Origin of the sequence: Coralloluteibacterium thermophilum, from assembly GCF_042654365.1 — a bacterium.
Lineage (GTDB): Bacteria > Pseudomonadota > Gammaproteobacteria > Xanthomonadales > Xanthomonadaceae > Coralloluteibacterium > Coralloluteibacterium thermophilum.
On the sequence record NZ_JBHSGG010000037.1, the window covers coordinates 1 to 24,066 of the forward strand.

Genomic DNA, 24,066 nt, shown 5'->3' on the forward strand with positions numbered 1-24,066 from the left:
GGGGGAGGGTTGGGGAGGGGGCGCTTTGCGGAAGAAGCGAAAGATCAGGAGTGAGGCGTGGGAGAGCAGCAGCGGTGTGCCGCACTCGTTTCTCACTCCTCCCCACTCACTCCTCCACGTCAGCGGATGTTGATCACCGTCTGGGTGATCTGGTCCTGCGTGCTGACCATCTGCGCATTGGCCTGGAAGTTGCGCTGCGCGGTGATCATGTTGACGAGCTGCTCGGTGAGGTCGACGTTCGACGCTTCGAGCGCACCCGACTGGATCAGGCCGATGTCCGACGTGCCGGCGGCGCCGCGGCGCGCGATGCCGGACTCCGAGGTCTCCGCCCACATGTTGTCGCCGAGCTGCTGGAGGCCCTGCGGATTGGCGAAGGTGGTCATGGCGACCTGGCCGATCGGGTTCGCGGCGCCGTTGGTGTAGCGCGCGAAGACGACCCCGTCCTGGCCGACGTCGATGCTGATCAGGCGGCCGGCGCCGTAGCCGTTCTGGCGCAGTTCGTTGAGCGCGAACTTTTCTCCGAACTGGGTCGAGGCGCCGACGTCCAGGGTGAGGTTCAGCGCGCCGGCGCCGTTGGTCGGGGTGTAGGCCGGCAGGACGATGCGCCCGTCGGCGGGCTCGACCAGGGCGCCGCTGTCGGAGTAGCTGAGCGTGGTGGCGCCGCCGACCTGCTGGTCGTCGATGGTGGTGTAGATCTGCCACTCGTTGGCGGTGTCGGTCTTGACGTAGTAGAGCGTCTGGATGTGCGCGACGCCCAGCGAGTCGTAGACGGTCAGCGAGCGCGCCTCGTTGAAGGTGTTGGCGTCGGTCGGGTCGAAGGGCGCGACCGAGGGCGCGTCCGCGTTGGCCGGCAGGTTGGTGCCGACGGTGACGAGGTCGGTGGTGCGGGGCGCGCTGTCGTCGGTGGACAGGCGCAGGTCGCCCATGCGCGCGGCATCGAAGCCGCCCTGGGCGTTCGGGGGGAAGGCCTGCAGGCGCTGCCCGGTCGGGGTGACGACGTAGCCGTCCTTGTCCGCCTGGAAGTTGCCGGCACGGGTGTAGGTGGTGGCGCCGTTGTCGGACAGGGTGAAGAAGCCCTGCCCGCTGATGGCCAGGTCGAGGTTGCGGTCGGTGAACTCGACGCTGCCCTGGGCGAACTGCTGCGCCACGTTCAGCAGGCGCACGCCGGCGCCGATGGCATTCTGCGACAGGCCGTACGTGGACACCGCGAACACGTCGCCGAACTCGGCGCGCGACTGCTTGAAACCGGTGGTGTTGACGTTGGCGATGTTGTTGGCGGTGACGCCCAGGTCGGCGTTCGCCGCATTCATACCCGACAGCGAGGTGCGGAAGCTCATGGGTTCTCCTGGTGTGCTGGCGGCTGCGGATCAGCCGATCTTGCGGACGGCCGCCAGCTTCACCGCGCCGATGCCGGCGAGGTTGAGCGACAGCCCCTGCGAGGTGATGGACACGCTCTCGACCTTGGCCGAGAGCGTGGGCGCGAGCATCGTGGCCGCGTCGCCGCTGCCCTGGGTGGCGGTGATGGTGTAGGTGCCCGCGCCCGCCGGCTGGCCGTCGTCGCCGAGGCCGTCCCAGGCGAAGGGCACCTGGCCCGCGCCGGTGGCCTCGATGTTCAGGCGACGCACGAGCCGGCCGGTGCCGTCGGCGATGTCGATGGTGATCGGGCCGGCGCCGGTGGCGGTCAGCTCGCCGGCGATGTCCGGCCGGGCCGGCGTGGTCACGGTGCTGCCGTCGACCAGGGCCTCGTGGCCGACGAGGGATGCGGCGCGCAGCGCCTGGTCCGATTCCATCACGCTCGCCATGGCGCCGAGGGCGACCTGCATCTCCTGCGTGCCCTGGACCTGCGCGAACTGCGCCATCTGCGCGACGAAGTCCTGGTTGCTCACGGGGTTCAGCGGGTCCTGGTTCCGGAGCTGCTCGGTGAGCAGCCGCAGGAAGTCGGCCTGGCCCATGCTCTTGCTGTTGCCCGCATTCGGCGGCGCGCCGAGCCCGAGGCTGGCGTAGGGATTGGAAGTATCGACCGTGGTCATGGCAGGAGGGTCCGTCAGCGGCCGACGTTCAGGGTGGCCAGCGCCAATTCCTTGGCGGTATTGAGCACCTCGACGCCGGCCTGGTAGCCGCGCGAGGCGGAGATCAGGTCGACCATCTCGGCGACCGGGTCGATGTTCGGGGCGTACACGTAGCCGTCGGCGTCGGCGAGCGGATGGCCGGGCTCGTAGCGCTTGACCGCCTCGGCCTTGCTCTCCTCGACACGGGTCACCTGCACCCCGGTCAGCGACGGCTGCTGGGCCATGGCCACCGCGGCGAACACCGGCTGGCGCGGGCGGTAGGCGCCCTCGGCGGTCGAGGCGACCGATTCGGCGTTGGCGAGGTTCGAGGCGATGGTGTTGAGGCGCATCGACTGCGCCGACATCGCCGAACCGGCGACGTCGAAGATGGGCAGCGAACTCATGGACGGGCTCCCTGGTGCGGGTCGCGGTGGATGCGGAAGGCAGCGGTCACGGCGCGCGCGCTCACTGGCCGGTGATGGCGGTCAGCAGGCCGCGCACCTTGCCCTCGAAGAACGACAGGCTGGCGCGGTATTCCAGCGCGGCGCGGCCGTAGGCGGCCTGTTCGACGCCGGTGTCGACCGTGTTGCCGTCGAGGCTGGGCTGCAGCGGCGCGCGCTCGAACACCGCGCTCCCCGCCGGCATGCCGAGCGGGTCGAGGTGCAGCGCGCGGGTCTTCTCCAGCCCGCCGGCCGGCTGCGTGCCGGCCATCGCGCTCTGCAGCGCGCGGGTGAAGTCGAGATCGCGCGCCTTGTAGTTCGGCGTGTCGGCGTTCGCGAGGTTCGACGCGATCAGCTTCAGGCGCTGCTCGCGCAGGCCCAGCGCCTCGCCGTGCACTCCGTACGCCGATGAAAAGGGAATCGCCATGTCGCCCCCTCGGGTTGGACCAGTGGTGGCCCGGATGAGGCAAGGGGCGTGCCAGCTTTGGGTGGAGCGGGAAGGGGGAGGCGGGAATCGGGAATGGGAGGGGCCACGGGCGCTGACGGCTGCGGCCCGCATGAGGCGCTACGGAGAAGAGCGCGTCTGTCGAGGCGGCTCGGACGCTCCGCCACATCCAGGCCGCGCCATCGGGACTGAAGTCGCTCCTACAGCGACAGCTCCCATGAAGTGGGGTCGCCAATCGGAGATCGATATCGGAACCGCGTCCCCACCAAAGTTCCCCGTAGGAGCGACTTCAGTCGCGACCGGTCGAAGCGCGCGACGGAACGGCAACGAAGGGTGTCGCAGCGCCGTTGCGACGCGCTGCGAAGAAGGGCGACCGCAGACCGGAACGACCTCCAGGTCCCGCTTCCCGATTCCCCCTTCCCGCTTCAGCCCCCAGCCCCCTACGCCGCCTCCAGCACCGTCATCAACCTCTGCATCACGTGCGCGCCGAGTTCGCTGGCCGAGTACTTGGCGACGAAGGCGTCCGCGCCGACGCGCTCGACCATGGCGTTGTTGAACACGCCCGACAGCGAGGTGTGCAGGAGCACGTAGAGACCGGCGAGGGCAGGGTCGCGGCGGATCTCGGTGGTGAGGGTGTAGCCGTCCATCACCGGCATCTCGATGTCGGAGATGACCATGGCGTAGTGCGCCACGGGATCCTCGCCGGCGGCGACCATCCGCTTGAGGTGGTCGAGCGCCTGGCGGCCGTCGGACATCACGGTCGCGGCCACGCCGAGGTGTTCGAGCACCTGGCGGATCTGGCTGCAGGCGACGCGCGAGTCGTCCACCACCAGGATCTGCAGGTCGTGGCCCTCGGGCAGCGCGACCGGCTCGGCGAGCTGGGTCACCAGGCGGTTGTCGGAGAGTTCGGCGAGCACGCGCTCGACGTCGATGACCTGGATCAGCTCGCTGCCGTAGCGCGCCACCGCGGTCAGGTAGGTCTGGTCGCCGCCGATCTCCGGCGGCGGCGAGACGTCCTCCACCGCGATGTTGACGATGCGGTCCACCGCGCTGACCAGGAAGCCCTGCACCGAGCGGTTGAACTCGGTGACGATGAGGTAGCTGGGTTCCTCGGCGGACGCGAGCCGCTCGGGGTGCGAGATCGACGCGCCCAGGTCGAGCACGGGCACCGAGCGCTGGCGCACGTCGGCCACGCCCACGAACTGCGGCGGCAGGCGCGGCAGCCCGAACAGCGGCGGCCGGCGCAGCACTTCCTGCACCTTGAACACGTTGATGCCGAACAGCTGGCAGCCGCCCAGGCGGAACAGCAGCAGGGCCAGCCGGTTGTGGCCGGCGAGCCGGGTCCGCTGGTCGATTCGGTCGAGCAGGTCGTGGCGCATGTCCGGCAAGATCGGCCCGGGCGCGCGCAACTTGAGCGGGGCGCGGGCGGTGCCGCGGCACGCGGCTTGCACCCTGCCTGCCGTCCCGTCCACGGCAGGCATCCGATGTTCCGTACCGCATTCCTCGCAGCCCTCTTCCTGCTGGCCCTGCCGGCGGCGGCCATGGAGTTCGAGCCGGTCGCGTCGATCCGCGCGGCGGCGCTGGCCGCGGTCGCCGGCGGCGCCGATGCGGAGGCGCAGGTCGATCCGGCCCTCCGCCTGCCGCGCTGCGCCAGCGGCCTGAGCGGCGAGGCGGCGAGCGCCGGCACCGTCGAGGTGCGCTGCGGCGACGCCAGCGGCTGGCGCCTGTTCGTGCCCGTGCGCGTGCGCCGCAGCCAGGACGTCCTCGTGCTCACCCGCAGCGTCGGCGCGGGCGAGGTGGTGACCGAGCGCGACTTCGTGGTGGAGCGCCGCGACGCCGCGCGCATCGTCGGTGCTGCCCTCGCCGATCCGTCGGCCGCCATCGGCCGCAGCGCGCGCCGGACCCTGGCCGCCGGCAGCGTGATCGGCAGCAACGACCTCGTCGCCCCGCGCCTGGTGCGCCGCGGCGACCAGGTGGTGCTGGTCTCGCGCGACGGCCCGATCGAGATCCGCATGCAGGGCAAGGCGCTGGGCGACGCCGGCATCGACGACCGCGTCGCGGTCGAGAACAGCTCGAGCCGGCGCGTGGTGCAGGGTCGCGTCTCGCCGTCGGGTGAGATCATGGTGGGTCGTTGATGCGGGCACGTCGCGCTAAAGTCTTGACGCAGGCCGCCGATACCCGGTTCACCTCGCCAGAGGATCAACGATCATGAGCAACAAAATCGAAGGCGCCGGGATGCCGAACATCTACCGTCTCGCCTCGGTCGCCGGCCCGGGCGTCGAGCGTGCCGGCGCCAACCGCGACGCACCGGTGGCCGCCAGGCCCGATGCCGACAGCGTGCGCCTGAGCAGCGAAGGCAGCAGCCTGCAGTCGCTGCAGCGTCAGGATGTCGGCGCCCCGTTCGACGGCACCCGCGTCGCGGCGCTGCGCGCGTCGATCGACGACGGCAGCTACACCGTGAACCCGCGCCGGATCGCCGACGCCATGCTGGCGTTCGAAGGCAGGACCTGATGGAGGCCGGCATCGCCAGCGCGGCCAGCCTCGATCGGCTGGCCGAGGCCCTCGCGGCCGAGCGTCGGGCCCTGCTGGAGCACGACGTGGACGCCCTGCTGCGCGCCACGGAGGCCAAGCTGGCCGCGCTGCGCGCGGTGGAGGCCGAGCCGCAGCCGGCCGACGCCGGGGAACGCGTCCGCGCCCTGGCCGAGCTCAACCGCGCCAACGGCGCGCTGCTCGCGCGGCGCCGGCGCGAGGTCACCTGGGCGCTGCGCCACCTGGGCCGGGTCGATGCCGCGCCGGGCTACGACGCCCGCGGCGTCGCCGGCGGCGGCAGCCTGCCGCGCGCGCTCGCCGTCGTCTGAGGCCGCACGCGGGGCCGGTGCCGCAATCGGAGGCTAGACTCCGGGGAATGAGCACGCCCGCCCTCGTTCCTGCCCTGCACGCCTTCGTCGAATCGCTCGACGACGCCGTCGTCCTCTTCGACGCGGACCACCGCTGCGACTACGCCAATCCCGCCGCGCACGCGCTGGCGCGCCGGCTCGGCGCCGCCGACGGCGATCTCGCGCCGCTCGCCAGCCTGGTCCCGGAACCCGGCGCCGCGCCCTGCGTCCGGGTCTCGGCGCTCGGCACCGGCGACGGTCCGCTGACGCTCCGGGTCGCCGCCCACCTGCGCACAGACGTCGAAGGACTGGCGCTGATGGTGCGCGACGTCAGCGAGGACACCGCCCGCCAGGCCGACCTCGAACGCCGCCACGCCGAACTCAGCCGCAACTACCTGCAGGTCGCCGGCGCCCAGGAGATCCTCCTGCAGTCGGAGAAGATGGCCTCCATCGGCCAGCTCGCCGCCGGCGTCGCGCACGAGATCAACAACCCCATCGGCTACGTCCACTCCAACCTCGGCACCCTGCAGGACTATCTGCGCCGGGTGTTCAGCCTCATCGAGAACTACGAGCGCGCGCTCGGCGATGCCGACCCCCGCGCCTGGCGCGCCGAGATCGCCGAGCTGCGCCAGAAACTCGACATCGACTTCCTCGCCCAGGACCTGCCCGAGCTGCTGGCCGAGTCGCGCGAGGGGATCGAGCGGGTCACCAAGATCGTCCAGGACCTCAAGGACTTCTCGTACTCCGGGCGCAACGAGCCCTTCCGGGCGGTGGACCTGCACAAGGGCCTGGAGTCGACCCTCAACATCGTCTGGAACGAGCTGAAGTACAAGGTCACGCTGGAGAAGCACTACGGCAGCCTGCCGCCGGTCGAATGCCTGCCGTCGGAGCTCAACCAGGTGTTCATGAACGTGCTGGTCAACGCCGGCCAGGCGATCAAGGACCGCGGCACCATCGCGCTGACCACCGGGGTCGACGGCGACGAGGTGTGGGTGAGCGTCAGGGACAGCGGCGAGGGCATCCCCGAGGACGCCCTGCCGCGGGTGTTCGATCCCTTCTTCACGACCAAGCCGGTCGGCCACGGGACGGGGCTGGGGTTGTCGATCTCCTACGGCATCGTCGCCAAGCACCACGGCCGCATCGAGGTCGCCTCGACGCCGGGCGCCGGCACCACCTTCCGCATCGTGCTGCCGATCCGCCAGCCCACGGCGGCCGCGGACCGAGCGGCGGCGCCGTCACGTCGCATTGGCCCGGACGGCGCCTAAAGTCGGGCATCCGCAGACGCCCGACCGGAGGCCGCCATGCCCGACCCCGACAAGCCCGAGCAGATCCCGGACAAGTCCGACGTGCTGTCGAGCGACAACCTCAAGGACCAGGGCTCCGCCTACACCGGCGTGGGCTACACGGTGGTGGAAGGCGACACGCTCGAAGGCATCGCTCGCGCGCACTACGGCGATCCCGACGCCGCCCAGCACATCCTCACCGCCAACCGCGAGGTGATCGGCGACCCGCGGGCGCTGAAGCCGGGGACCGTGCTGACGTTGCCGCACAGGGGGTGAGGCGGGAAGCGGGAATGGGGAATCGGGAACGGGAGGCGGGCTGCTGCGGCCCGAAGCAGCGCTCTTCGGTCGTTGCGCAGCGTTGGCAACGTAGCGCTACGGCAGGGCCGGATCGCCCCCCCGGGTCCCCATTCCCGATTCCCGACTCCCGCTCCACCCCGGGGCGCTACCGTAGGGCCGGATCGCCCTCCAGGTCCCCATTCCCGATTCCCGATTCCCGCTCCACCCCAATGACCACCGCCGCCGCCATCGCCGCGCTCCTCGTCGACGCCTTCGCCGACTACGACGCGCGCTTCGGCGACATCACGCGGCGGGCGCAGCGGCGTTTCGCGCAGTGCGACTGGGCCGGTGCGCGCGCCGACGCGGTGGCGCGCATCGACCTCTACGAGGAGTGTCTGGCCGAGACCCTGGCGCGCCTCGACGCGCGCTTCGGCGAGCGCATCCGGTCGCACATGCTGTGGCGGCAGGTGCGCACCGCCTACGCCGAGGCCATCGCCGGCTTCCTCGACAGCGAACTCAACAAGACCTTCTTCAACTCGCTGACGCGACGGCTGTTCAACACCCGCGGCGTGGATCCGGCCATCGAGTTCGAGGCCGCCGGCATCGAGCCGACGGACCACATCACCCATCCGGCGCCCCGCCACGTGTACGCGATCGGCGACGACCTGGAGGCCACCTGCCGCCTGCTCCTGGGCGACTTCGCCTTCGTCGGCGGCTTCGCCGATGCGGACGCGGACGCCGCCGCGCTGGCGCGGGCGCTGGCACCGGCGCCCGGCCAGGACCCACTGCGCTCGATCGAGCTGCTGCGCACGGTGTTCTACCGCGAGCAGCGCGCCTACCTGGTCGGCCGCACCTTCTCCGAGACCGGCTGGTGCCCGCTGGTGATCGCGCTGACCAACGGACCCGGCGGCGTCCGCGCGGACGCGGCGCTCACCGTGCGCGACGAGGTGTCGATGCTGTTCGGCTATGCGCGCAGCTGGTTCCACGCGGACCTGCCGACCGTGGGCGACGCGGTGGTGTTCCTGCGCTCGCTGCTGCCGCGCAAGCCGGTGGACGAGATCTACGCCTCGCTGGGCCGCGCCAAGCAGGCCAAGACCGAGCGCTTCCGCCGCCTGATGCGCCACCTGGAGCGGAATCCGGACGAGCGCTTCGTGATCGCCGAGGGCACGCCCGGCCTGGTCATGATGGTGTTCACCCTGCCGGGCCACCCGCTGGTGTTCAAGCTGATCCGCGACCGCTTCGGGCCGAACAAGCCGATGTCGCGCGCCGACGTCATCGGTCGCTACCGCCTGGTGCAGCGCCACGACCGCGTCGGGCGCCTGGTGGATGCACAGGAGTTCCGCACCCTGCGCTTCCCGCGCGCGCGCTTCGAGCCCGGCCTGCTGGCGGGCCTGCTGGAGGCCTGCGCGCAGACGGTGGAGCTGGACGGCGAGGACGTGCTGATCCGGCACTGCTACATCGAGCGCCGGCTGCGCCCGTTGAACCTCTACCTGAAGGAGGTCGACGACGACGCCGCGCGCGCCGCCGTGCTCGACTACGGGCAGGCGATCAAGGACCTCGCGCGCAGCGGCATCTTCGCCGGCGACCTGCTGCTCAAGAACTTCGGCATCAGCCGCAACGGTCGCGCGATCTTCTACGACTACGACGAGCTGTGCGAGCTGGAGCGCTGCCGCTTCCGCGCGCTGCCCGAACTCGACGAGGACGCCGTGCTGCTGCCGCTGGACGAGGCGGTCTACGCCGCGCCGGGCGACGTGTTCCCGGCGCAGTTCCCGCAGTTCCTCGGCCTGCGCCCCGCGCTCCACCGCGCACTGCTGGAGACCCACGGCGAGCTCTTCGATCCCGCCTGGTGGCAGGCCGTGCAGGCCGAGCTGGCGCATGGGCGCCCGCTCGACGTGCCGCCCTATCCGGACCACCGTCGCCTCCATCGCGAGGGCCGGCCTGTCGCGGCGGCGTGCTAGATTGCGGCGCCATTCGTTCATGGAGTCGCGCATGGGTCCCCGTCCTACGCTTCTGGCCTCGATCCTCGCCGCCGCGCTCGCGGCCGGCTGCACCACCTCGCCCGGCACGGCACCGGCAGTGGACGATCTCTCCGAGCCCGCGCCGCCCGCCGACCTCGCCAGCGTCGAGGACACCTTCGCCGCGCGCCTCGACGGCGTGCTGGAAGGCACCTGGCGCAGCGCCGAACACCGCGCCCGCGATGCCTGGCGCAACCCGCGCGAGACGCTCGGCTTCTTCGGCATCGCGCCCGGCCAGACCGTCATCGAGATCACCCCCGGCGCCGGCTGGTACGCGGAGATCCTGGCGCCGCTGCTGCGCGAGGACGGCCGCTACATCGCCGCCCTGCCGGACCCGGCGCGCGCCGACACGCCGCAGGGACGCGAGGGTCGCCAGCGCGGCATCGAGCGGCTGCGCACCAAGTTCGCCGAGGACCCGTCGGTCTACGGCCGCCCCGCCATCGTCACCTACGACCCGGCCGCGCCGGTGCTCGGCCCGGCCGGCAGCGCAGACCTGGTGCTGACCTTCCGCAACGTGCACAACTGGACCATGGCGGGCACCGACGCGGCCATGTTCGAGGCCTTCTTCGCGGTGCTGAAGCCCGGCGGCGTGCTCGGCGTGGTCGATCATCGCGCGCGCCGCGCGGACGCACCGCACGACAGCGGCTACCTCCACCAGGACTACGTGATCGGCCTGGCCGAGCGTGCCGGCTTCCGCCTGGTCGAATCGAGCGAGATCAACGCCAACCCGGCCGACACCACCGACCATCCCAACGGCGTATGGACGCTGCCGCCGACCCTCAACGTCCCCGAGGGCGAGGACCGCGAGCGCTACCGCGCCATCGGCGAGAGCGACCGCATGACGCTCAAGTTCGTCAAGCCCGCGGAGTAGTCGAGAGCGGGACACGCGGAGCACGGAACGAGGAGAAGCGGCCGCCCACGCCTCCGCTCCCACGCTTCTCCACTCGCTCCTCAAGCGGCGCGCGCTGCGCGCTCACCCCTATCCCGGCCTTCCCCCGAAGGCGGGGGAAGGGGCCTGGCAGCGAGAAGTGGGAGGTTCGAGGAATGACAAACGAGAGAAGCGCGGCTGCTTCGCCCTCGTTCCTCGCTCCTCCCCACTCCCTCCTCAAGAAGCCCTACAAGCCCCCTCCCCTGCGACAGCGGGGGAGGGTTGGGGAGGGGGCGCATTGCGGTGGAAGCAAGAGATGAGGTGTGGGAGAGAAGCAACGATGCCCCCGCACTCGTTTCTCACTCCTTCCCACTCACTCCTCGACGCTCCGCGCTCACCCCCATCCCGGCCTTTCCCCGCAGGCGGGGGAAGGGGCTTGGCAGCGAGAAGTGGGAGGTTCGAGGAATGAGAAACGTAGGGAAGCGCGGCTGCTTCGCCCTCGTTCCTCGCTCCTCCCCACTCCCTCCTCAAGAAGCCCTACAAGCCCCCTCCCCTGCGACAGCGGGGGAGGGCGCAATGCGGCAGAAGCAAGAGATGAGGTGTGGGAGAGAAGCAACGATGCCCGCACTCGTTTCTCACTCCTCCCCACTCACTCCTCAAGAAGCCCCACAAGCCCCCTCCCCCGCGGACAGCGGGGGAGGGTTGGGGAGGGGGCGCTTCCCGGCGAGAAGCGAGACATCAGCCGCGAGAAACGAAAGGAGCAGGCCACTGCGCATCCTCGCTTCTCTCCACGCACTGCTCGCGCCTCCCCGCTCACGCCTGAAGCTCTCCGGTCTGCAGCCGCCACAGTCCGGCGTAGACGCCGCCGCGCGCCAGCAGCGCTTCGTGGGTGCCCGATTCGACGATGCGGCCGGCCTCCATCACGTGGATGGCGTCGGCGTGCCGCACCGTCGACAGCCGGTGCGCGACCACCAGCACGGTCCGCCCCTGCGCGGCCCGTGCGAGGGAACGCTGGATGGCCGCCTCGGTCTCGTTGTCCACCGCCGAGGTGGCCTCGTCGAGGATCAGGATGGCGGGATCGCGATAGAGCGCGCGGGCGAGCGCGATGCGCTGCCGCTGCCCGCCCGAGAGTGCTGCGCCTCCCTCGCCGACGGGGCTGTCGTAGCCCGTGGGCAGCGCGGCGATGAAGGCATGCGCCTCGGCCGCGCGGGCGGCCGCCTCGGCGCGCGCCCGGTCCGGCGCGCGCTCGCCGTAGGCGATGTTCTCGAGCACGCTGCCGTCGGTGAGGAAGGGCTCCTGCGCGACGTAGGCCAGGTGCGCGCGCAGCGAACGCGGATCGATGTCGGTGAGATCCGCGCCGTCGAGCAGGATGCGTCCCGCGTCCGGCCGCAGGAAGCCGAGCAGCAGCTTGAGCAGGGTGCTCTTGCCGCTGCCGGTCCCCCCGACCAGCGCCACCGTGCGCCCGGCAGGCACGTCCAGGTCCACGCCCCGCAGCGCCGGCCGACCGTCGTAGGCGAAGGCGAGGCCCTCCACCGCGATGGCGCCCGCCGGACGTGCCTCGATCCGCCGTGCGGGCCGCGCCGGCAGGGGCGCGTCGAGCAGGTCCATGATCCGGTTCACCGAGGCCATGGCGCGGTTGTAGAGGTCGGTCATGTCGGCCAGGCGCGTCATCGGCCACAGCAGGCGCTGGGTCAGGTAGACCAGCGCCGAGTAGCTGCCGACGCCGAGCTCGCCCTGCAGGGTCAGCCAGCCGCCGTAGAGCAGGGTCGCGATGAAGCCGACCAGGATCGCCAGCCGGATCACCGGCGTGATCGCCGCCGAGTAGCGGATGGCCTCGGCATTGCGCGCGCGGTAGCCGTCGGAGGCGGTGCGCAGGTGCTCGGCCTCCACGTCCTCCGCGGTGTAGGCCTGGATGGTGGCCATGCCGCGCAGGTTGTTGCCCAGCCGCGCCGACAGCGTGGCCGCCGCCTCGCGCGCGGCGGCGTAGCGCGGCGCGAGCCGGCGCTGGAACCAGAAGGCGCCGACCAGGATCAGCGGGATCGGCAGGATGGCGAGCAGGGCCAGGTCGGCGGTCAGCACGAAGAACACCGCACCGATCAGCAGCGAGGAGACGAACACCTGGATCAGGTCGTTGGCGCCGGTGTTGAGGAAGCGCTCGACCTGGTTGACGTCCTCGTTCAGCAGCGCCATCAGCCGCCCCGAGCGGGCCGTGGCGATGGCATCCGGCGGCAGCGCCTGCAGGTGCGCGTAGGCGGACTGCCGCAGGGTGTGCTGGAGATCCTGCGCCAGCCCGCGCCACTTCAGTGCGTAGAGGTACTCGAACAGGGACTCGAACGCCCAGACCAGCACGGTCGCCACGGCCAGCAGGAGAAGCTGGTGCATGGGATCGACCACGCCCATCCGCGCGAGGAAGGAGTCCTGGCGGTTGACCACCACGTCCACCGCGACCCCGATCAGGATTTCCGGGAGGACGTCGAGGATCTTGTTGGCGACGGAGTAGACGGTGGCGAGCACCGCATCGCGCCGCTGCGGACGGGCGAAGGCGAACAGGCGGCGGAGGGGATGCATGTGCCGAGGAGGTAACGAGGAGGGGTGGGGAACGCGAGGCGATTGTCGCAGGCACCGTACTCTTTGCTGCCGCGCGGGACCCGCTCCCGTTTCCCACTCCTCTCCACTCGCTCCTCGCCAGATGCTGATCGCCTTCAACAAGCCCTACGGCGTGCTCTGCCAGTTCACCGACCGCAGCGAACCGCCGCGGCGCACGTTGGCGGAGTTCGGGCTGCCGCCAGGGGTGTACGCCGCGGGGCGGCTCGACTTCGATTCGGAGGGACTGTTGCTGCTCACCGACGACGGGCGCCTGCAGCGGCGCATCGCCGAGCCACGCCAGCGCACCTGGAAGACCTATCTCGTGCAGGTCGAGGGCGTGCCCGCGACGGCACAGCTCGATGCGCTCGCGCGCGGGGTGGTGCTCAAGGACGGGCCCACCCTGCCTGCGCGCGTGCGCCGCCTCGACGCCCCGCCGGACTGGCTGTGGCCGCGCGAGCCGCCGGTGCGCTTCCGCAGGAGCGTGCCGGACAGCTTCGTCGAACTGGCCATCCACGAAGGCCGCAACCGCCAGGTGCGGCGCATGACCGCGGCGGTCGGGCTGCCGACCCTGCGCCTGGTGCGCACGGCGATCGGCACGCACACGCTCGACGGCCTGGCGCCGGGCGCGTGGCGCGAGGTGCCCGTCGGCGGCCCGCGGCGCGGCGCGCGCTGACGCGGCCGGACCGCCCGCGGGTGCGTGCGCTCAGGTGCCGCGCGGCTTGGCGCGGTGCGTGGCGGTCGCGCTCCAGGGGTCCTCGGGCCAGGGATGGCGCGGGTAGCGGCCCTTCATCTCCTTGCGCACGTCGGGATAGGTGTTGGCCCAGAAGCTCGCGAGATCCCGGGTCACCTGCAGCGGACGGCCGGCGGGCGAGAGCAGGTGCAGGGTCAACGGAACGCGCCCCTCGGCGATGCGTGGCGTCTCGGCGAGGCCGAACAGCTCCTGCAGCTTGACCGCCAGCACCGGTGGCGCGTCGTGCGCATAGGCGATGGTCCGCTCCAGCCCCGACGGCACGGCGATGCGCACCGGCGCCAGGGCGTCGATGCGCTGCCGGAGGGACCAGTCGATGCCGCTGCGCAGCGCTTCGCCGAAGTCGGCTTCGTCGAGCGCGTCGAGGCGCGTCAGGCCCGCCAGCGCGGGCTTCAGCCAGTCGTCGAGCGTGTCCAGCAAGGCCGCGTCGGACAGGTCGGGCAGACCCAGCTCCGGCATCCAGTCGCGCAGGCAGCGCACGCGCTCGCGCCACTGCACGAGCCCGGGCGTCCACGGCAGCGCGTCGAGGCCGAGCTGGCGGACCGCATCGACCAGGGCGTCGGCGAAGCGGCTGCGGTCCGGCGTGGGCAGCGGACGCACGTCGAGCACGATGCGGTCGAAGCGGCGCTCGCGCACGGCGGCGATGCCACGGGTGCGCGCGTCCCAGACGACGCGGTCCTCCTCGACGAAGCGCGCGGCGAAGTCGCGTTCCAGCGCAGCCGCGTCCACCGGGGCCGCGCGCAGGACCAGGCCGTCGCCGCCGCGGGGATCGCCCCGCAGCTCGCTGACGACCAGCCAGGGTTCTCCGTAGAGGGCGGACTCGTCCACGATGCGTGCGCTGCGGCCGTTGGCGAGCTGGTAGCGGCGCGGGTCGTCGGGATGCTGGCGTGCGATGCGATCGGGGAACGCGTGCGCGAGCAGGTCGCCCAGCGCGTGCGCCGGCACCTCCCGCGGCGGCTCCGCGTCCACCCGCAGGCGACGGCGCCAGTTGCGTGCGGCCTGGTCGATGGCCTGCAGCGCGCTGCGGTGCGCCTCGGGGTCGCCACGGCCGCCGCGCAGCGCGGCGAGCGCGCGGTGCCGGCTCTGCCAGTCGTCGCGCAGACCACTCCCGCCACGCAGGGGATCGCGCGCCTCGACCAGGGCGACGAGGTCGCAGGCGAGGGCGCGCGCGGGTGCATCCTCGGCCGCCAGCAGCATCGCGCCCAGACGGGGATGGACGCCGAGCGCGAGCACGCGGCGCCCGAAGGGCGTGATCGCCTGTGCGGCGTCCAGCGCGCCGAGCCGCTGCAGCAGCTCGCGCGCCGCCGCCAGCGCGCCCGGCGGAGGTGGGTCCGGCAGGCGCAGGTCGCTGCTGCCCCAGCCGGCCATCTCCAGCGCCAGCCCGGCGAGATCGACCTGCGCGATCTCGGGGCGGCGCTGCGGCTCCAGGCGCTGCGAGGCCGGCCACAGGCGGTAGCACCAGCCTTCCGCGACGCGGCCGGCGCGGCCGGCACGCTGGTCGGCCGAGGCCTGGGCGATGGCGACCGTCGCCAGCCGCGCGAAGCCGGAGTTCGGGTCCTGGCGCGGTTCGCGCGCCAGTCCGCTGTCCACGACCACGCGCACGCCCGGCGCGGTGACCGAGGATTCGGCGACATTGGTGGCGAGGATCACCCGCCGCCGCGCGTCGTCCGCCGGCGCGAGCGCCGCGGCCTGCCGCTCGAGCGGGAGGTCGCCGTGCAGGGGGAGGACGTCCACGTCGCGGCCCGCGTCCGCGAGCAGGGCCTCGACGCGGGCGATCTCGCGCGCGCCCGGCAGGAACACCAGCACGTCGCCCGGATGCGCGGCCAGCGCGTCGAGCACGCAGCGCCGCACCTGCGCTTCCAGCGCCTCGTCGCGACGGGCCGGAACATGTGCGATGGCGACCGGGAAGGCGCGGCCTTCCGCGGTCAGGCGCGGCGCATCGAGAAACCGCGCGAGGCGCGCACCGTCGAGCGTCGCCGACATCGCCACCACGCGCAGGTCCTCGCGCACCTGCGCCTGGACATCGAGCGCCAGCGCGAGGCCGAGGTCGCCGCTCAGGTGCCGCTCGTGGAACTCGTCGAACAGGATCGCGCCGACGCCTTCGAGCATCGGGTCGTCCTGGATCATGCGGGTGAGGATGCCCTCGGTCACCACCTCGATGCGGGTGCGCGCGGAGACGCGGTTCTCGAAGCGGATGCGGTAGCCGACCGTGCCGCCGACCTCCTCGCCCAGGGCCTGCGCCATGAACCGCGCGGCCGCGCGCGCGGCGACGCGGCGGGGTTCGAGCACGATCACCCTGCGCCCCGCCAGCCACGGCGCATCCAGCAGCGCCGGCGGCACCTGGGTGGTCTTGCCGGCACCGGGCGGCGCCTCGAGGACGAGGCGGGGATGCGCCGCCAGCGATCGCAGGATCGCCGGCAGCAGGGGCTCGATCGGGAAGCGCGGCGCCTGCACCCTGGGACGCTGCTCAGCGCTGCGCGCGTTCCAGCGCCGCCGCGATCTTGCGGTCGGTCTTGTACTGGCTGAGCGCGTAGACCGACCAGATCGCCGCCGGGAGCCAGCCGATCACGGTCAACTGCAGGATCAGGCAGGCGATGCCCGCGAACGGCCTGCCGATGGTGAAGAACTGGAGCCAGGGCAGAAGCAGGGCCAGGAGAAGTCGCATGGGTGTCCCTTCGCACGGTGCCGGCACCGCGCCGGCGAGCCGCACATGATCCCATGCCGCCGCCCGCGGTTGCGGGCGCGACGGGAACTTGCCGTTATCCTGCGGCCCCCACGTCGCCCAGTGCCACCTTCCGCATGCAGCTCATCGACATCGGCGCCAACCTGACCCACGAGAGTTTCGACCCCGACCGCGACGCGGTGCTGGCGCGCGCCCGCGCCGCCGGCGTCGGGCGGATGGTCGTCACCGGCGCCAGCCGCGAGCACTCGCCCAGGGCCCTTGAACTGGCGCGTGCGCATCCCGGCGTGCTCTACGCGACGGCGGGCGTGCATCCGCATCATGCGGTCGAGTACACCGCGGAGTGCGACGCGGAAATGCGCGCGCTGGTCGCCGCGCCCGAGGTGGTGGCGGTGGGCGAATGCGGTCTCGACTACTTCCGCGACTTCTCGCCGCGCCCGGCGCAGCGGCGCGCCTTCGAACGCCAGCTCGAGATCGCCGCCGACACCGGCAAGCCGCTGTTCCTGCACCAGCGCGATGCCCATGCGGACTTCCTCGCGGTGATGAAGGACTTCGAGGGCCGCATCGGTCCCGCGGTGGTGCATTGCTTCACCGGCACCCGCGAGGAGCTGTTCGACTGCCTCGACCGCGACTGGTACATCGGCATCACCGGTTGGCTGTGCGACGAACGCCGCGGCGCGCACCTGCGCGAGCTGGTCGCACACATTCCCGCTGCCCGCCTGATGATCGAGACCGACGCGCCCTACCTGCTCCCGCGCACGCTGAGGCCCGCTCCGAAGTCGCGCCGCAACGAACCCGCCTTCCTCGCCCACATCGTCGAGGAACTCGCCCGCGACCGCCGCGAACCCGCGGACGCCGTCGCCGCCGCGACCACCGCCACGGCGGAGGCGTTCTTCCGGCTGGGGCCTTCCGCTGCCTGAGCCCGAACCTGCGTCGGGGCCGACGCGGGACCGCGCACGCCGAGGCTGCGGCGCATCGCCACGCTTCGAGGATTCGCTACCGGCCCGTGGAGGACGCTCCTGACGCGCAAAAAAAGACCCCGCCGAAGCGGGGTCCAAGCGAACCGAAGGAGGCTGCTGCCTCGATCAGTTGAAGTTGAAGCGCATCTCCGCCATGACCGAGCGGCCGTACACGTCGTACAGGTAGTTGTTGTACGGCGTGCTCTCGGTGCCCGGGAAGCCGCTTGCCTGGTCTTCCGGCATCTTGTTCAGCAGGTTGTTGACCATCAGCGAGAACTGGATGTCGTCCGTCGCCCGCCAGTTCACGCTCGCGTTGTAGGTGACGTACGGCTTCCACATCCCCGCGGTCGCACCGGAGCTGTGCTCGTAGTCGAAGCTGCCCGCGTAGTAGGCGAGGTAGTTCGGGGTCTTGCCGATGCGGTTGGCGTAGAGGGTGGTCGTCCAGTTGCCGATGTCCCAGGCCACCGAGGCGTCCGCACGCGTCTTCGCGTAGGCGTCGTAGATCCACATGTAGTAGGGATCGCGCAGCAGGTCGTACTTGTCCGCGTCCGGCAGCGGCTGCACGAAGTGCGAGAGCATGTTCGTGTAGTTGCCGTTGAACCGCAGTGCGCCGTACTGGCCGATGTCCAGGCGGTAGTTGAGGGCGACGGTCAGCGCTTCGAGCGTCTGCTGGGCCACGTTGACCTTCGGCGTGTAGATCTGCTCGAGCGCGCCCTGCGCATCGCGCGTGATCCAGGCCAGGGCCTGCTGGCAGACCGCCGAGTTCAGGTCCTGCTGGCCGCTGCGGCAGGCGTATTCCTGCAGCAGGAGCTGCGTGGTGCTCTGGGTGTCGACTTCGTTGCGGATGTCCCAGGAGTAGTAGTCCACCGCGATCGACAGGTCGTTGGTCGGTGCCCAGACCACGCCCGCGCTCCACACGTCGGCCTCGATCGGCTCCAGGTCGACGTTGCCTTCCTGCACGCCGTAGAACTGCGCGTTCTCGAAGCGGCAGCCCTCGGTGTCGGCCGGGTCGAAGCCCTCCTGCGAGCAGCGCCAGTAGTCGACGTTGCGGCTGTAGAAGCCGCTCTCGCCCTGGAACTGGTCGGCCAGCGTCGGCGCACGGAACGCGGTGCCGTACTTGCCGCGGAACAGCAGGCTCTCGACCGGGCGGTACTCCAGGCCGATGCTGTAGGTCGGCTTGTCGGTCTTGGTGCCGTAGGCGTCGAACTCGTCGTAACGGCCCGAGAGGCTGACGGTCAGCTGGTCGAGCACCGGGAGACGCAGTTCGCTGGTGACGGCGTAGCGGCTGCGGTGGCCGGCGCCGCTGACGGCGGTCGTGCCCCAGACGTCGCTGGTCTCGGGAAGCAGGCGCGCGTCGGGCGAGTAGTCCCAGCCCTGGTTGCCGCCTTCCAGGACGACCGCCAGGCCGGCGTCGCCGCCGGGCAGACCGAACAGGGCGCCGTTGGTGATCTGCGCACGGGCCATGTTGTCCCAGGTCTTGCTGCTGCTCTGGGTGTAGCCGGTGAAGGACGCGAAGTCCTGCGGGGAGACCGGCTGGTAGAACGCCGCGTAGTCCGGACGGAAGATCGCGTAGCCGTCGGCGGTCGTGCCGAGCTGCGGGCCCAGCACCGTGCGCTCGAAGTAGTTGTTGATCGCGTTGTTGAAGCGCGCGAAGCCGTGCTCCTTCAGGCGATAGAAGCTGCGGGTGACGCTGAAGTCGTATTCCCAGTCGCTGTCGCCGAAGACGCCCTGGCCGCCGAAGGTCACCATGTAGGAGTTGCTTCGGTCGGTGTTCATGATGTCGCGGAAGCCCTGCCCGCCGATGTCCTCGGGCGCGAAGCTGCGCTGCAGGTTGACCAGGGTGCCGAGGTCCGGATCGTAGTAGGCGCCGTATCCGCTGCCGGTGCCCCACCACGTGTACGAGGAACCGGTCGCGTAGTCGACGCTCTCGTGGCTGAAGAGGTAGTCGGCGTAGAGCTGCAGGTTGTCGTTCACGTCGAAGGTGACGTGGGTGTAGGCCTGGCTGCTGTCCTTGCCGTTGCGCAGGGTGCGCTGACCCGGCGAGGTGAAGGTGCCGCAGTAGTCGCCGTAGCCCTCGCGGGTCTGGCGACCGACGGTGCCGCCGAACAGGCCGCTGACGTTGCCGCAGTTGGCCGGATCCAGGAAGTAGTAGTCGCCGTTGCCGTCGTAGACGAGGAAGTCGCGGCCGGCCACCGCCGGCGTGTAGCCGCGGGTGTTGTAGCGGCTGGTCAGGTCGCGCTGGTAGCCCCAGATCGGGTTGCGGGTCTCGTACTGCAGGCCGTAGAGCACGTTGAGGCGGCCGTCGAAGCCGCTGATGCCGTCGGAGAACGCTGCGCGGAAGCTGCTTCCGCCGCCTTCGGTGAAGGTGCCGCCACGAATGCTGAGCGTGGCGCTGTCGACGCTCTTCTTGAGGATGACGTTGACCACGCCGGCGATCGCGTCGGAGCCGTACAGCGAGGACTGGCCGCCCGGGAGGATCTCCACGCGCTCGACCAGGTCGATCGGGATGCCGCTGATGTTGTTGAACGCGTCGCTGCCGTTGTACAGCGCCGGGTAGTTCGACATCGGGCGCCCGTTGATCAGGTACTTGGTGTAGCCCGGATCGAGGCTGAACATGCTGACCGCCTCGGCGCCCTGGGTGAAGGACGCGGACGTCTGGCCGCCCTGGAAGCCGCCGGTGGACATGCTGTTCTGCTGCAGCACGTCGGCGATGCTGGTGAAGCCGCGGGTCTGGATGTCCTCGGCGGTGATGGTGGTGACCGGGGCGTAGGTCTCCAGCTGCGTCTGGGGGATCAGGGAGCCGGTGACGGTGACGCGGTCGAGGGTGGTCGCCTGGGTCGACGCGGACTCCTGGGCGACCGCGACGAGACCGACGGGGGCGGCGACCGCGGCGAAGAGAGCCGCAGCCAGACGGCTGCGACGCAGCCGCGTGTGGTTGACGTACATCGATGGTTTCCTGCTGGTGCTGGGGCCGGAAGGGGGATGCGGCGGTGGCGAGGCTGGCGCGTGCGCGCCCACGTCTGTCGTCGTCGACAGCGGTCACTGCCCGTCCTGTGCAGTGTCGCGCGCCTACCGGCCTCGAAGCCGCGCTGCCTTCTCCGCCGCGGGGGCGTGGGTGGCTGCGGGCTTCCGGCAGGTCGACTGCGCGAGCCGCCGGGAGGTACTGCGGTGACGCCTTGAAGCCAACAAGCCCCTTCCATGCACCGACGGAACCCGTCGGCGGCGGTCGCGTGGAGGCAGGAACCACCCTGCCCTGGAACCCGTGGGTCCCTCGACCGCCAGTCAAACTGAACTCAAACCGGCACCGGCGTCCTTCCGCCGGAAGCGGTCAAGCTACCGCAATATTTACGCAATGTTCAAGCAGCAGCACGCACTTAGCTGCGCATTCCCACGCCGCGCCGCAGCAACCACAGGGCAAGGGCGGCTAACCCGCCCGCCAGCCCCAGCATCACCGCGTAGGCCACCCAGAGGGACACGTCGCTGGTGCCGAGCAGGCCGTAGCGGAAGGCGTTGACGATGTAGAAGATCGGGTTGGCGTGGGTGGCGGCCTCGGCCATCGGCGGCAGCATCTGCACCGAGTAGAACACCCCGCCCAGGTAGGTCAGCGGCGTGAGCACGAAGGTCGGGACGATGGCGATGTCGTCGAACTTCTTGGCGTAGACCGCGTTGACGAAGCCGGCCAGCGAGAACACCGTCGCGCCGAGCAGCACGGTCGACAGGGTCACCAGCGGGTGCGGGATGCGCACGTGGGTGAAGAACATCGCCACCCCCAGCACCAGGGCGCCCACCATCAGTCCGCGCAGCACGCCGCCGGCGACGTAGCCGGTGAGGATCACCCAGTTCGGCATCGGGCTCACCAGCAGCTCCTCGACGTGGCGGCCGAACTTGGCGCCGAAGAACGAGGAGCTGATGTTGCCGTAGCTGTTGGTGATGACCGACATCATCACCAGCCCCGGGACGATGTAGTCGATGTAGTCGAAGCCGCCCATGTCGCCGATGCGACGGCCGATCAGCTGGCCGAAGATCAGGAAGTACAGCGTCATCGTGATGACCGGCGGCACCAGGGTCTGGCCCCAGATGCGCAGGATGCGCATCACCTCGCGGCGGGTGACGGTGACGAGGGCGGTGAGGTTGGGATGCGCGCTCATCGCTGCGCCTCCGCGCCGTCGCGGGTGGTGAGGCGCACGAAGAGTTCCTCCAGGCGGTTGGACTTGGGCCGCATCGAGCGCACCCGGATCCCGCTCGCGTCGAGCGCGGCGAAGACGCTGTTGAGGTCGCGCGCGCGCGGCATCTCCAGGTCCAGCGTATGGGCGTCGACGGCCGCGAGGCTGACGTTCTCGAGCGTCGGCAGCGTCGCCGGCAGGCCGCCCTCGACGTCGAGCAGGAAGCCCTCGACGTCCAGCTTGGCGAGCAGCGCGCGCATCGGCCCGTGCTCGATGATGCGGCCGTGGTCGATGATGGCGAGGTTGCGGCAGAGGCTCTCGGCCTCCTCCAGGTAGTGGGTGGTGAGGATCACCGTCGTGCCGCCCGCGTTGATCTCGCGGAGCTGCCGCCACATGTCGCGGCGGATCTCGATGTCGACGCCGGCGGTGGGCTCGTCGAGGATCAGCAGGCGCGGCCGCGTCATCAGGGCGCGCGCGATCATCAGCCTGCGCTTCATGCCGCCGGACAGCGTGCGGCTCATCACCTCGGCCTTGCCCGAGAGCTGCGCGCGCGCCAGTTCCTCCCTCGCGCGCACGACCGCCTCGGCGCGCGGCACCCCGTAGAAGCCCGCGTAGTTGACCAGGATGTCGAACGGCTTCTCGAACAGGTTGAAATTGATCTCCTGGGGGACCAGCCCGATCATCCGCATCGCGTCGCTGCGGCTGCGCAGCAGGTCGACGCCGTGCACGCGCACGCCGCCGGACGAGGCGTTGACCAGGCTGCTCACGATGCCGATGAGGGTGGACTTGCCGGCGCCGTTCGGCCCCAGCAGGGCGAAGAAGTCGCCGTCCGCGACCGACAGCGAGACGCCCTTGAGCGCCTCGACGCCGTTGGCGTACGTCTTGCGGAGATCGGCGATCTCCAGCGCGGGATGCGGTTCGGATGCGGACATGGGACTCGTGGCGTCGTCGGACGCAGGCAGGCCGGCTCTTCAATGGAGGCCGCGCGGCCGTTCTGCAAGCCGCCTAGTATATCGGCCGCCGCCGCGGCTCCCTGCGGCAGGAGAACTTCCGTCATGGAACGAAACGATGCGCCGACCCGCGGACGCGGCGGCCTCCGCCCGCCGGCGTGGCTGATGACACATGTCCCCGCCCGCGGCACCCGCCCACACTGCGCTGCCATCCACGCGCAGGTCGCCCGCATGTCCGCACGCCAGCAGCTGGTCCGCGCCGCAGGCCTGGCCGTTCTCGCCCTCGGCGCGTCGCTGGCGACGCCGGCCGCCGCGCAACTGCGCATCGGCAGCCTGGCCTTCGAGCCCTGCACCCTGACCGCCGAGGGCCTGCCGATCTCGGTCGAGGCCCACTGCACCACCTACTCCGTTCCCGAGGACCGCTCCGCCCCCGACGGACGGCGCATCGACCTCGCGGTCGCCGTGGTCAGCGGCGACAACGTCGCGGAGCCGGACCCGGTGTTCTTCCTGGCCGGCGGCCCCGGCCAGTCGGCGCGCGAGAGCTATCCGCAGATCGCGCCGGTGTTCCGCGAGGTCCTGCGCAAGCGCAACGTGGTCCTCGTCGACCAGCGCGGCACCGGCGGCTCCAATCCGCTGCCCTGCGCCGAGGTGCAGGGCGAGGACGCGGTGCTCAACGCCGAGCTCGACTCGCCCGAGGTGGCGCGGCGCGCCGCCCAGGACTGCCTGCGCGCGCTCGAGGGCCGGGCCGACCCGCACCACTACACCACCACCGACGCGGTGGAGGATCTCGACGCGGTGCGCGCCGCGCTCGGTGCCGAGCGCGTCAATCTGGTCGGCGTGTCCTACGGCACGCGCGTCGCGCAGCAGTACCTGCGCGCCTTCCCGGGGCAGGTCCGCAGCATGGTGCTCGACGGCGTGGTGCCCAACACCCTGTTCCTCGGCAGCGAGCACGCGCGCAACCTCGAGGACGCGCTGGCCCTGCAGTTCGCGCAGTGCGAGGCCGTGGCCGCCTGCCGCGACGAACTCGGGTCGCCGCGGGCGCACCTCGACATCCTGCGCGCGCGCCTGAGCGCCGACGGCGCCCCGGTCGCCTACCGCGACCCCACCACCGCGGCGCCGCGCGAGGAGCGCCTCGCCCTCGCCCACCTGCAGACGGTGGTCCGCATGTACGCCTACCAGCCGGCCGCCGCGGCCATGCTGCCGCTCGTGCTGTCCGAGGCCGCGGCGGGCCGGTACGAGCCGCTGGCCGCCCAGGCCCGCCTCCTCATCGACCAGCTCGGCGAATCCATCATGCACGGCATGCAGCTGTCGGTGAGCTGCGCGGAGGACGCGGACGGCCTGGCCGACGCGGGCGAGGACGGCGACACCCTGCTGGGCGGGGTCCTGGTCGACTTCCTCAAGGCGCAGTGCGCCGTCTGGCCCCGCGGGCGGATGCCCGAGGACTTCCACGCCGCCGTGGTCAGCGACGTGCCTGCGCTGCTGCTGTCCGGCGAGTTCGATCCGGTCACGCCGCCGCGCTATGGCGAGGAGGTGCTGCGCGGCCTGTCCGCGGGCCGTCACCTGGTGCTCGGCGGGCAGGGCCACAACGTCCTGCCGGTCGGCTGCACGCCGCGCCTGCTGGCGCGCTTCCTCGACACCACCGACGCGGCTGGCCTCGACGCCGGCTGCCTGGACGGGCTCAGGCCCGCACCGCCGTTCACCGGCTTCTACGGATGGGAACCCTGATGCG

21 protein-coding genes are annotated in these 24,066 nt (G+C 71.4%); 10 read left to right on the plus strand and 11 right to left on the minus strand.

Annotated features, from left to right (window positions below; all coding sequences use genetic code 11):
- Positions 1-119: 119 nt before the first annotated feature.
- From flgE to ACFO3Q_RS13165, 5 genes are all read right to left on the minus strand, one after another.
- Positions 120-1,337, minus strand: a complete 1,218-nt coding sequence (gene flgE, locus ACFO3Q_RS13145; RefSeq protein WP_377005184.1) for a flagellar hook protein FlgE — start codon at positions 1,335-1,337, stop codon at positions 120-122.
- Between the two features lie 30 nt (positions 1,338-1,367).
- Complete coding sequence (locus tag ACFO3Q_RS13150) at positions 1,368-2,030, minus strand: flagellar hook assembly protein FlgD (RefSeq protein WP_377005185.1); 663 nt, start codon at positions 2,028-2,030, stop codon at positions 1,368-1,370.
- Between the two features lie 14 nt (positions 2,031-2,044).
- Positions 2,045-2,452: a flagellar basal body rod protein FlgC gene (flgC, locus tag ACFO3Q_RS13155; protein WP_377005186.1), complete on the minus strand. Its 408-nt coding sequence runs from the start codon at positions 2,450-2,452 to the stop codon at positions 2,045-2,047.
- A gap of 61 nt (positions 2,453-2,513) precedes the next feature.
- Positions 2,514-2,915 (minus strand): flagellar basal body rod protein FlgB, encoded by a 402-nt coding sequence (gene flgB / locus ACFO3Q_RS13160; RefSeq protein ID WP_377005187.1) that lies wholly within the window; start codon positions 2,913-2,915, stop codon positions 2,514-2,516.
- A gap of 458 nt (positions 2,916-3,373) precedes the next feature.
- Positions 3,374-4,312, minus strand: coding sequence for a chemotaxis protein (locus ACFO3Q_RS13165; protein ID WP_377005188.1), 939 nt, complete (start codon positions 4,310-4,312; stop codon positions 3,374-3,376).
- 105 nt (positions 4,313-4,417) lie between these two features.
- Here ACFO3Q_RS13165 and flgA point away from each other — a divergent pair, with 105 nt between their 5' ends.
- The 7 genes from flgA (at position 4,418) to ACFO3Q_RS13200 (ending at position 10,254) form a co-directional block, all read left to right on the plus strand.
- Positions 4,418-5,068 carry a flagellar basal body P-ring formation chaperone FlgA gene (gene flgA, locus ACFO3Q_RS13170; RefSeq protein ID WP_377005189.1) on the plus strand — a complete coding sequence of 217 codons (651 nt, stop codon included), beginning with the start codon at positions 4,418-4,420 and terminating at the stop codon, positions 5,066-5,068.
- 73 nt (positions 5,069-5,141) lie between these two features.
- Entirely contained in the window at positions 5,142-5,444 is a 303-nt protein-coding gene (gene flgM, locus ACFO3Q_RS13175; RefSeq protein WP_377005190.1) for a flagellar biosynthesis anti-sigma factor FlgM, read from the plus strand.
- Entirely contained in the window at positions 5,444-5,791 is a 348-nt protein-coding gene (locus ACFO3Q_RS13180; protein ID WP_377005191.1) for a flagellar protein FlgN, read from the plus strand. The genes flgM and ACFO3Q_RS13180 overlap by 1 nt, the downstream gene beginning before the upstream one ends.
- A 47-nt stretch (positions 5,792-5,838) precedes the next feature.
- Positions 5,839-7,074, plus strand: a complete 1,236-nt coding sequence (locus tag ACFO3Q_RS13185) for an ATP-binding protein (RefSeq protein ID WP_377005192.1) — start codon at positions 5,839-5,841, stop codon at positions 7,072-7,074.
- 36 nt (positions 7,075-7,110) lie between these two features.
- Positions 7,111-7,368, plus strand: coding sequence for a LysM peptidoglycan-binding domain-containing protein (locus ACFO3Q_RS13190; protein WP_377005193.1), 258 nt, complete (start codon positions 7,111-7,113; stop codon positions 7,366-7,368).
- 230 nt (positions 7,369-7,598) lie between these two features.
- Positions 7,599-9,326, plus strand: coding sequence for a bifunctional isocitrate dehydrogenase kinase/phosphatase (gene aceK / locus ACFO3Q_RS13195; protein WP_377005194.1), 1,728 nt, complete (start codon positions 7,599-7,601; stop codon positions 9,324-9,326).
- A gap of 31 nt (positions 9,327-9,357) precedes the next feature.
- Positions 9,358-10,254, plus strand: a complete 897-nt coding sequence (locus ACFO3Q_RS13200; protein ID WP_377005195.1) for a class I SAM-dependent methyltransferase — start codon at positions 9,358-9,360, stop codon at positions 10,252-10,254.
- An 810-nt stretch (positions 10,255-11,064) separates the two neighbouring features.
- Here the strand turns inward: ACFO3Q_RS13200 and ACFO3Q_RS13205 are convergent.
- Complete coding sequence (locus ACFO3Q_RS13205; RefSeq protein ID WP_377005196.1) at positions 11,065-12,819, minus strand: ABC transporter ATP-binding protein; 1,755 nt, start codon at positions 12,817-12,819, stop codon at positions 11,065-11,067.
- A 121-nt stretch (positions 12,820-12,940) separates the two neighbouring features.
- Here ACFO3Q_RS13205 and ACFO3Q_RS13210 point away from each other — a divergent pair, with 121 nt between their 5' ends.
- Positions 12,941-13,510 (plus strand): pseudouridine synthase, encoded by a 570-nt coding sequence (locus ACFO3Q_RS13210; RefSeq protein ID WP_377005197.1) that lies wholly within the window; start codon positions 12,941-12,943, stop codon positions 13,508-13,510.
- A gap of 30 nt (positions 13,511-13,540) precedes the next feature.
- On the opposite strand, the gene hrpB is transcribed toward ACFO3Q_RS13210, so the two are convergent.
- Positions 13,541-16,039: an ATP-dependent helicase HrpB gene (gene hrpB / locus ACFO3Q_RS13215; protein WP_377005198.1), complete on the minus strand. Its 2,499-nt coding sequence runs from the start codon at positions 16,037-16,039 to the stop codon at positions 13,541-13,543.
- Positions 16,040-16,052: 13 nt separating this feature from the next.
- Positions 16,053-16,250, minus strand: coding sequence for a YqaE/Pmp3 family membrane protein (locus ACFO3Q_RS13220; RefSeq protein ID WP_377005199.1), 198 nt, complete (start codon positions 16,248-16,250; stop codon positions 16,053-16,055).
- Between the two features lie 134 nt (positions 16,251-16,384).
- Here ACFO3Q_RS13220 and ACFO3Q_RS13225 point away from each other — a divergent pair, with 134 nt between their 5' ends.
- A complete protein-coding gene (locus ACFO3Q_RS13225) occupies positions 16,385-17,185 on the plus strand; it encodes a TatD family hydrolase (protein WP_377005200.1) in 801 nt (266 codons plus the stop codon).
- Between the two features lie 165 nt (positions 17,186-17,350).
- Here the strand turns inward: ACFO3Q_RS13225 and ACFO3Q_RS13230 are convergent, their stop codons facing one another.
- From ACFO3Q_RS13230 to ACFO3Q_RS13240, 3 genes are all read right to left on the minus strand, one after another.
- Positions 17,351-20,170: a TonB-dependent receptor plug domain-containing protein gene (locus ACFO3Q_RS13230; RefSeq protein WP_377005201.1), complete on the minus strand. Its 2,820-nt coding sequence runs from the start codon at positions 20,168-20,170 to the stop codon at positions 17,351-17,353.
- Between the two features lie 428 nt (positions 20,171-20,598).
- Positions 20,599-21,372: an ABC transporter permease gene (locus ACFO3Q_RS13235; protein ID WP_377005202.1), complete on the minus strand. Its 774-nt coding sequence runs from the start codon at positions 21,370-21,372 to the stop codon at positions 20,599-20,601.
- Positions 21,369-22,319: an ABC transporter ATP-binding protein gene (locus ACFO3Q_RS13240; protein WP_377005203.1), complete on the minus strand. Its 951-nt coding sequence runs from the start codon at positions 22,317-22,319 to the stop codon at positions 21,369-21,371. Before ACFO3Q_RS13240 ends, ACFO3Q_RS13235 begins: the two co-directional genes overlap by 4 nt.
- Before the next feature lie 249 nt (positions 22,320-22,568).
- Between ACFO3Q_RS13240 and ACFO3Q_RS13245 the strand changes: the two genes are divergently transcribed.
- Positions 22,569-24,062 carry an alpha/beta hydrolase gene (locus ACFO3Q_RS13245; protein ID WP_377005204.1) on the plus strand — a complete coding sequence of 498 codons (1,494 nt, stop codon included), beginning with the start codon at positions 22,569-22,571 and terminating at the stop codon, positions 24,060-24,062.
- Positions 24,063-24,066: the final 4 nt, after the last annotated feature.

Coding starts and splice junctions, on each gene's coding strand:
- flgE (WP_377005184.1), bottom strand. CDS start 1,337: ATGAGCTTCCGCACCTCGCTGTCGGGTATGAATGCGGCGAACGCCGAC.
- ACFO3Q_RS13150 (WP_377005185.1), bottom strand. CDS start 2,030: ATGACCACGGTCGATACTTCCAATCCCTACGCCAGCCTCGGGCTCGGC.
- flgC (WP_377005186.1), bottom strand. CDS start 2,452: ATGAGTTCGCTGCCCATCTTCGACGTCGCCGGTTCGGCGATGTCGGCG.
- flgB (WP_377005187.1), bottom strand. CDS start 2,915: ATGGCGATTCCCTTTTCATCGGCGTACGGAGTGCACGGCGAGGCGCTG.
- ACFO3Q_RS13165 (WP_377005188.1), bottom strand. CDS start 4,312: ATGCGCCACGACCTGCTCGACCGAATCGACCAGCGGACCCGGCTCGCC.
- flgA (WP_377005189.1), top strand. CDS start 4,418: ATGTTCCGTACCGCATTCCTCGCAGCCCTCTTCCTGCTGGCCCTGCCG.
- flgM (WP_377005190.1), top strand. CDS start 5,142: ATGAGCAACAAAATCGAAGGCGCCGGGATGCCGAACATCTACCGTCTC.
- ACFO3Q_RS13180 (WP_377005191.1), top strand. CDS start 5,444: ATGGAGGCCGGCATCGCCAGCGCGGCCAGCCTCGATCGGCTGGCCGAG.
- ACFO3Q_RS13185 (WP_377005192.1), top strand. CDS start 5,839: ATGAGCACGCCCGCCCTCGTTCCTGCCCTGCACGCCTTCGTCGAATCG.
- ACFO3Q_RS13190 (WP_377005193.1), top strand. CDS start 7,111: ATGCCCGACCCCGACAAGCCCGAGCAGATCCCGGACAAGTCCGACGTG.
- aceK (WP_377005194.1), top strand. CDS start 7,599: ATGACCACCGCCGCCGCCATCGCCGCGCTCCTCGTCGACGCCTTCGCC.
- ACFO3Q_RS13200 (WP_377005195.1), top strand. CDS start 9,358: ATGGGTCCCCGTCCTACGCTTCTGGCCTCGATCCTCGCCGCCGCGCTC.
- ACFO3Q_RS13205 (WP_377005196.1), bottom strand. CDS start 12,819: ATGCATCCCCTCCGCCGCCTGTTCGCCTTCGCCCGTCCGCAGCGGCGC.
- ACFO3Q_RS13210 (WP_377005197.1), top strand. CDS start 12,941: ATGCTGATCGCCTTCAACAAGCCCTACGGCGTGCTCTGCCAGTTCACC.
- ACFO3Q_RS13220 (WP_377005199.1), bottom strand. CDS start 16,250: ATGCGACTTCTCCTGGCCCTGCTTCTGCCCTGGCTCCAGTTCTTCACC.
- ACFO3Q_RS13225 (WP_377005200.1), top strand. CDS start 16,385: ATGCAGCTCATCGACATCGGCGCCAACCTGACCCACGAGAGTTTCGAC.
- ACFO3Q_RS13230 (WP_377005201.1), bottom strand. CDS start 20,170: ATGTACGTCAACCACACGCGGCTGCGTCGCAGCCGTCTGGCTGCGGCT.
- ACFO3Q_RS13235 (WP_377005202.1), bottom strand. CDS start 21,372: ATGAGCGCGCATCCCAACCTCACCGCCCTCGTCACCGTCACCCGCCGC.
- ACFO3Q_RS13240 (WP_377005203.1), bottom strand. CDS start 22,319: ATGTCCGCATCCGAACCGCATCCCGCGCTGGAGATCGCCGATCTCCGC.
- ACFO3Q_RS13245 (WP_377005204.1), top strand. CDS start 22,569: ATGTCCGCACGCCAGCAGCTGGTCCGCGCCGCAGGCCTGGCCGTTCTC.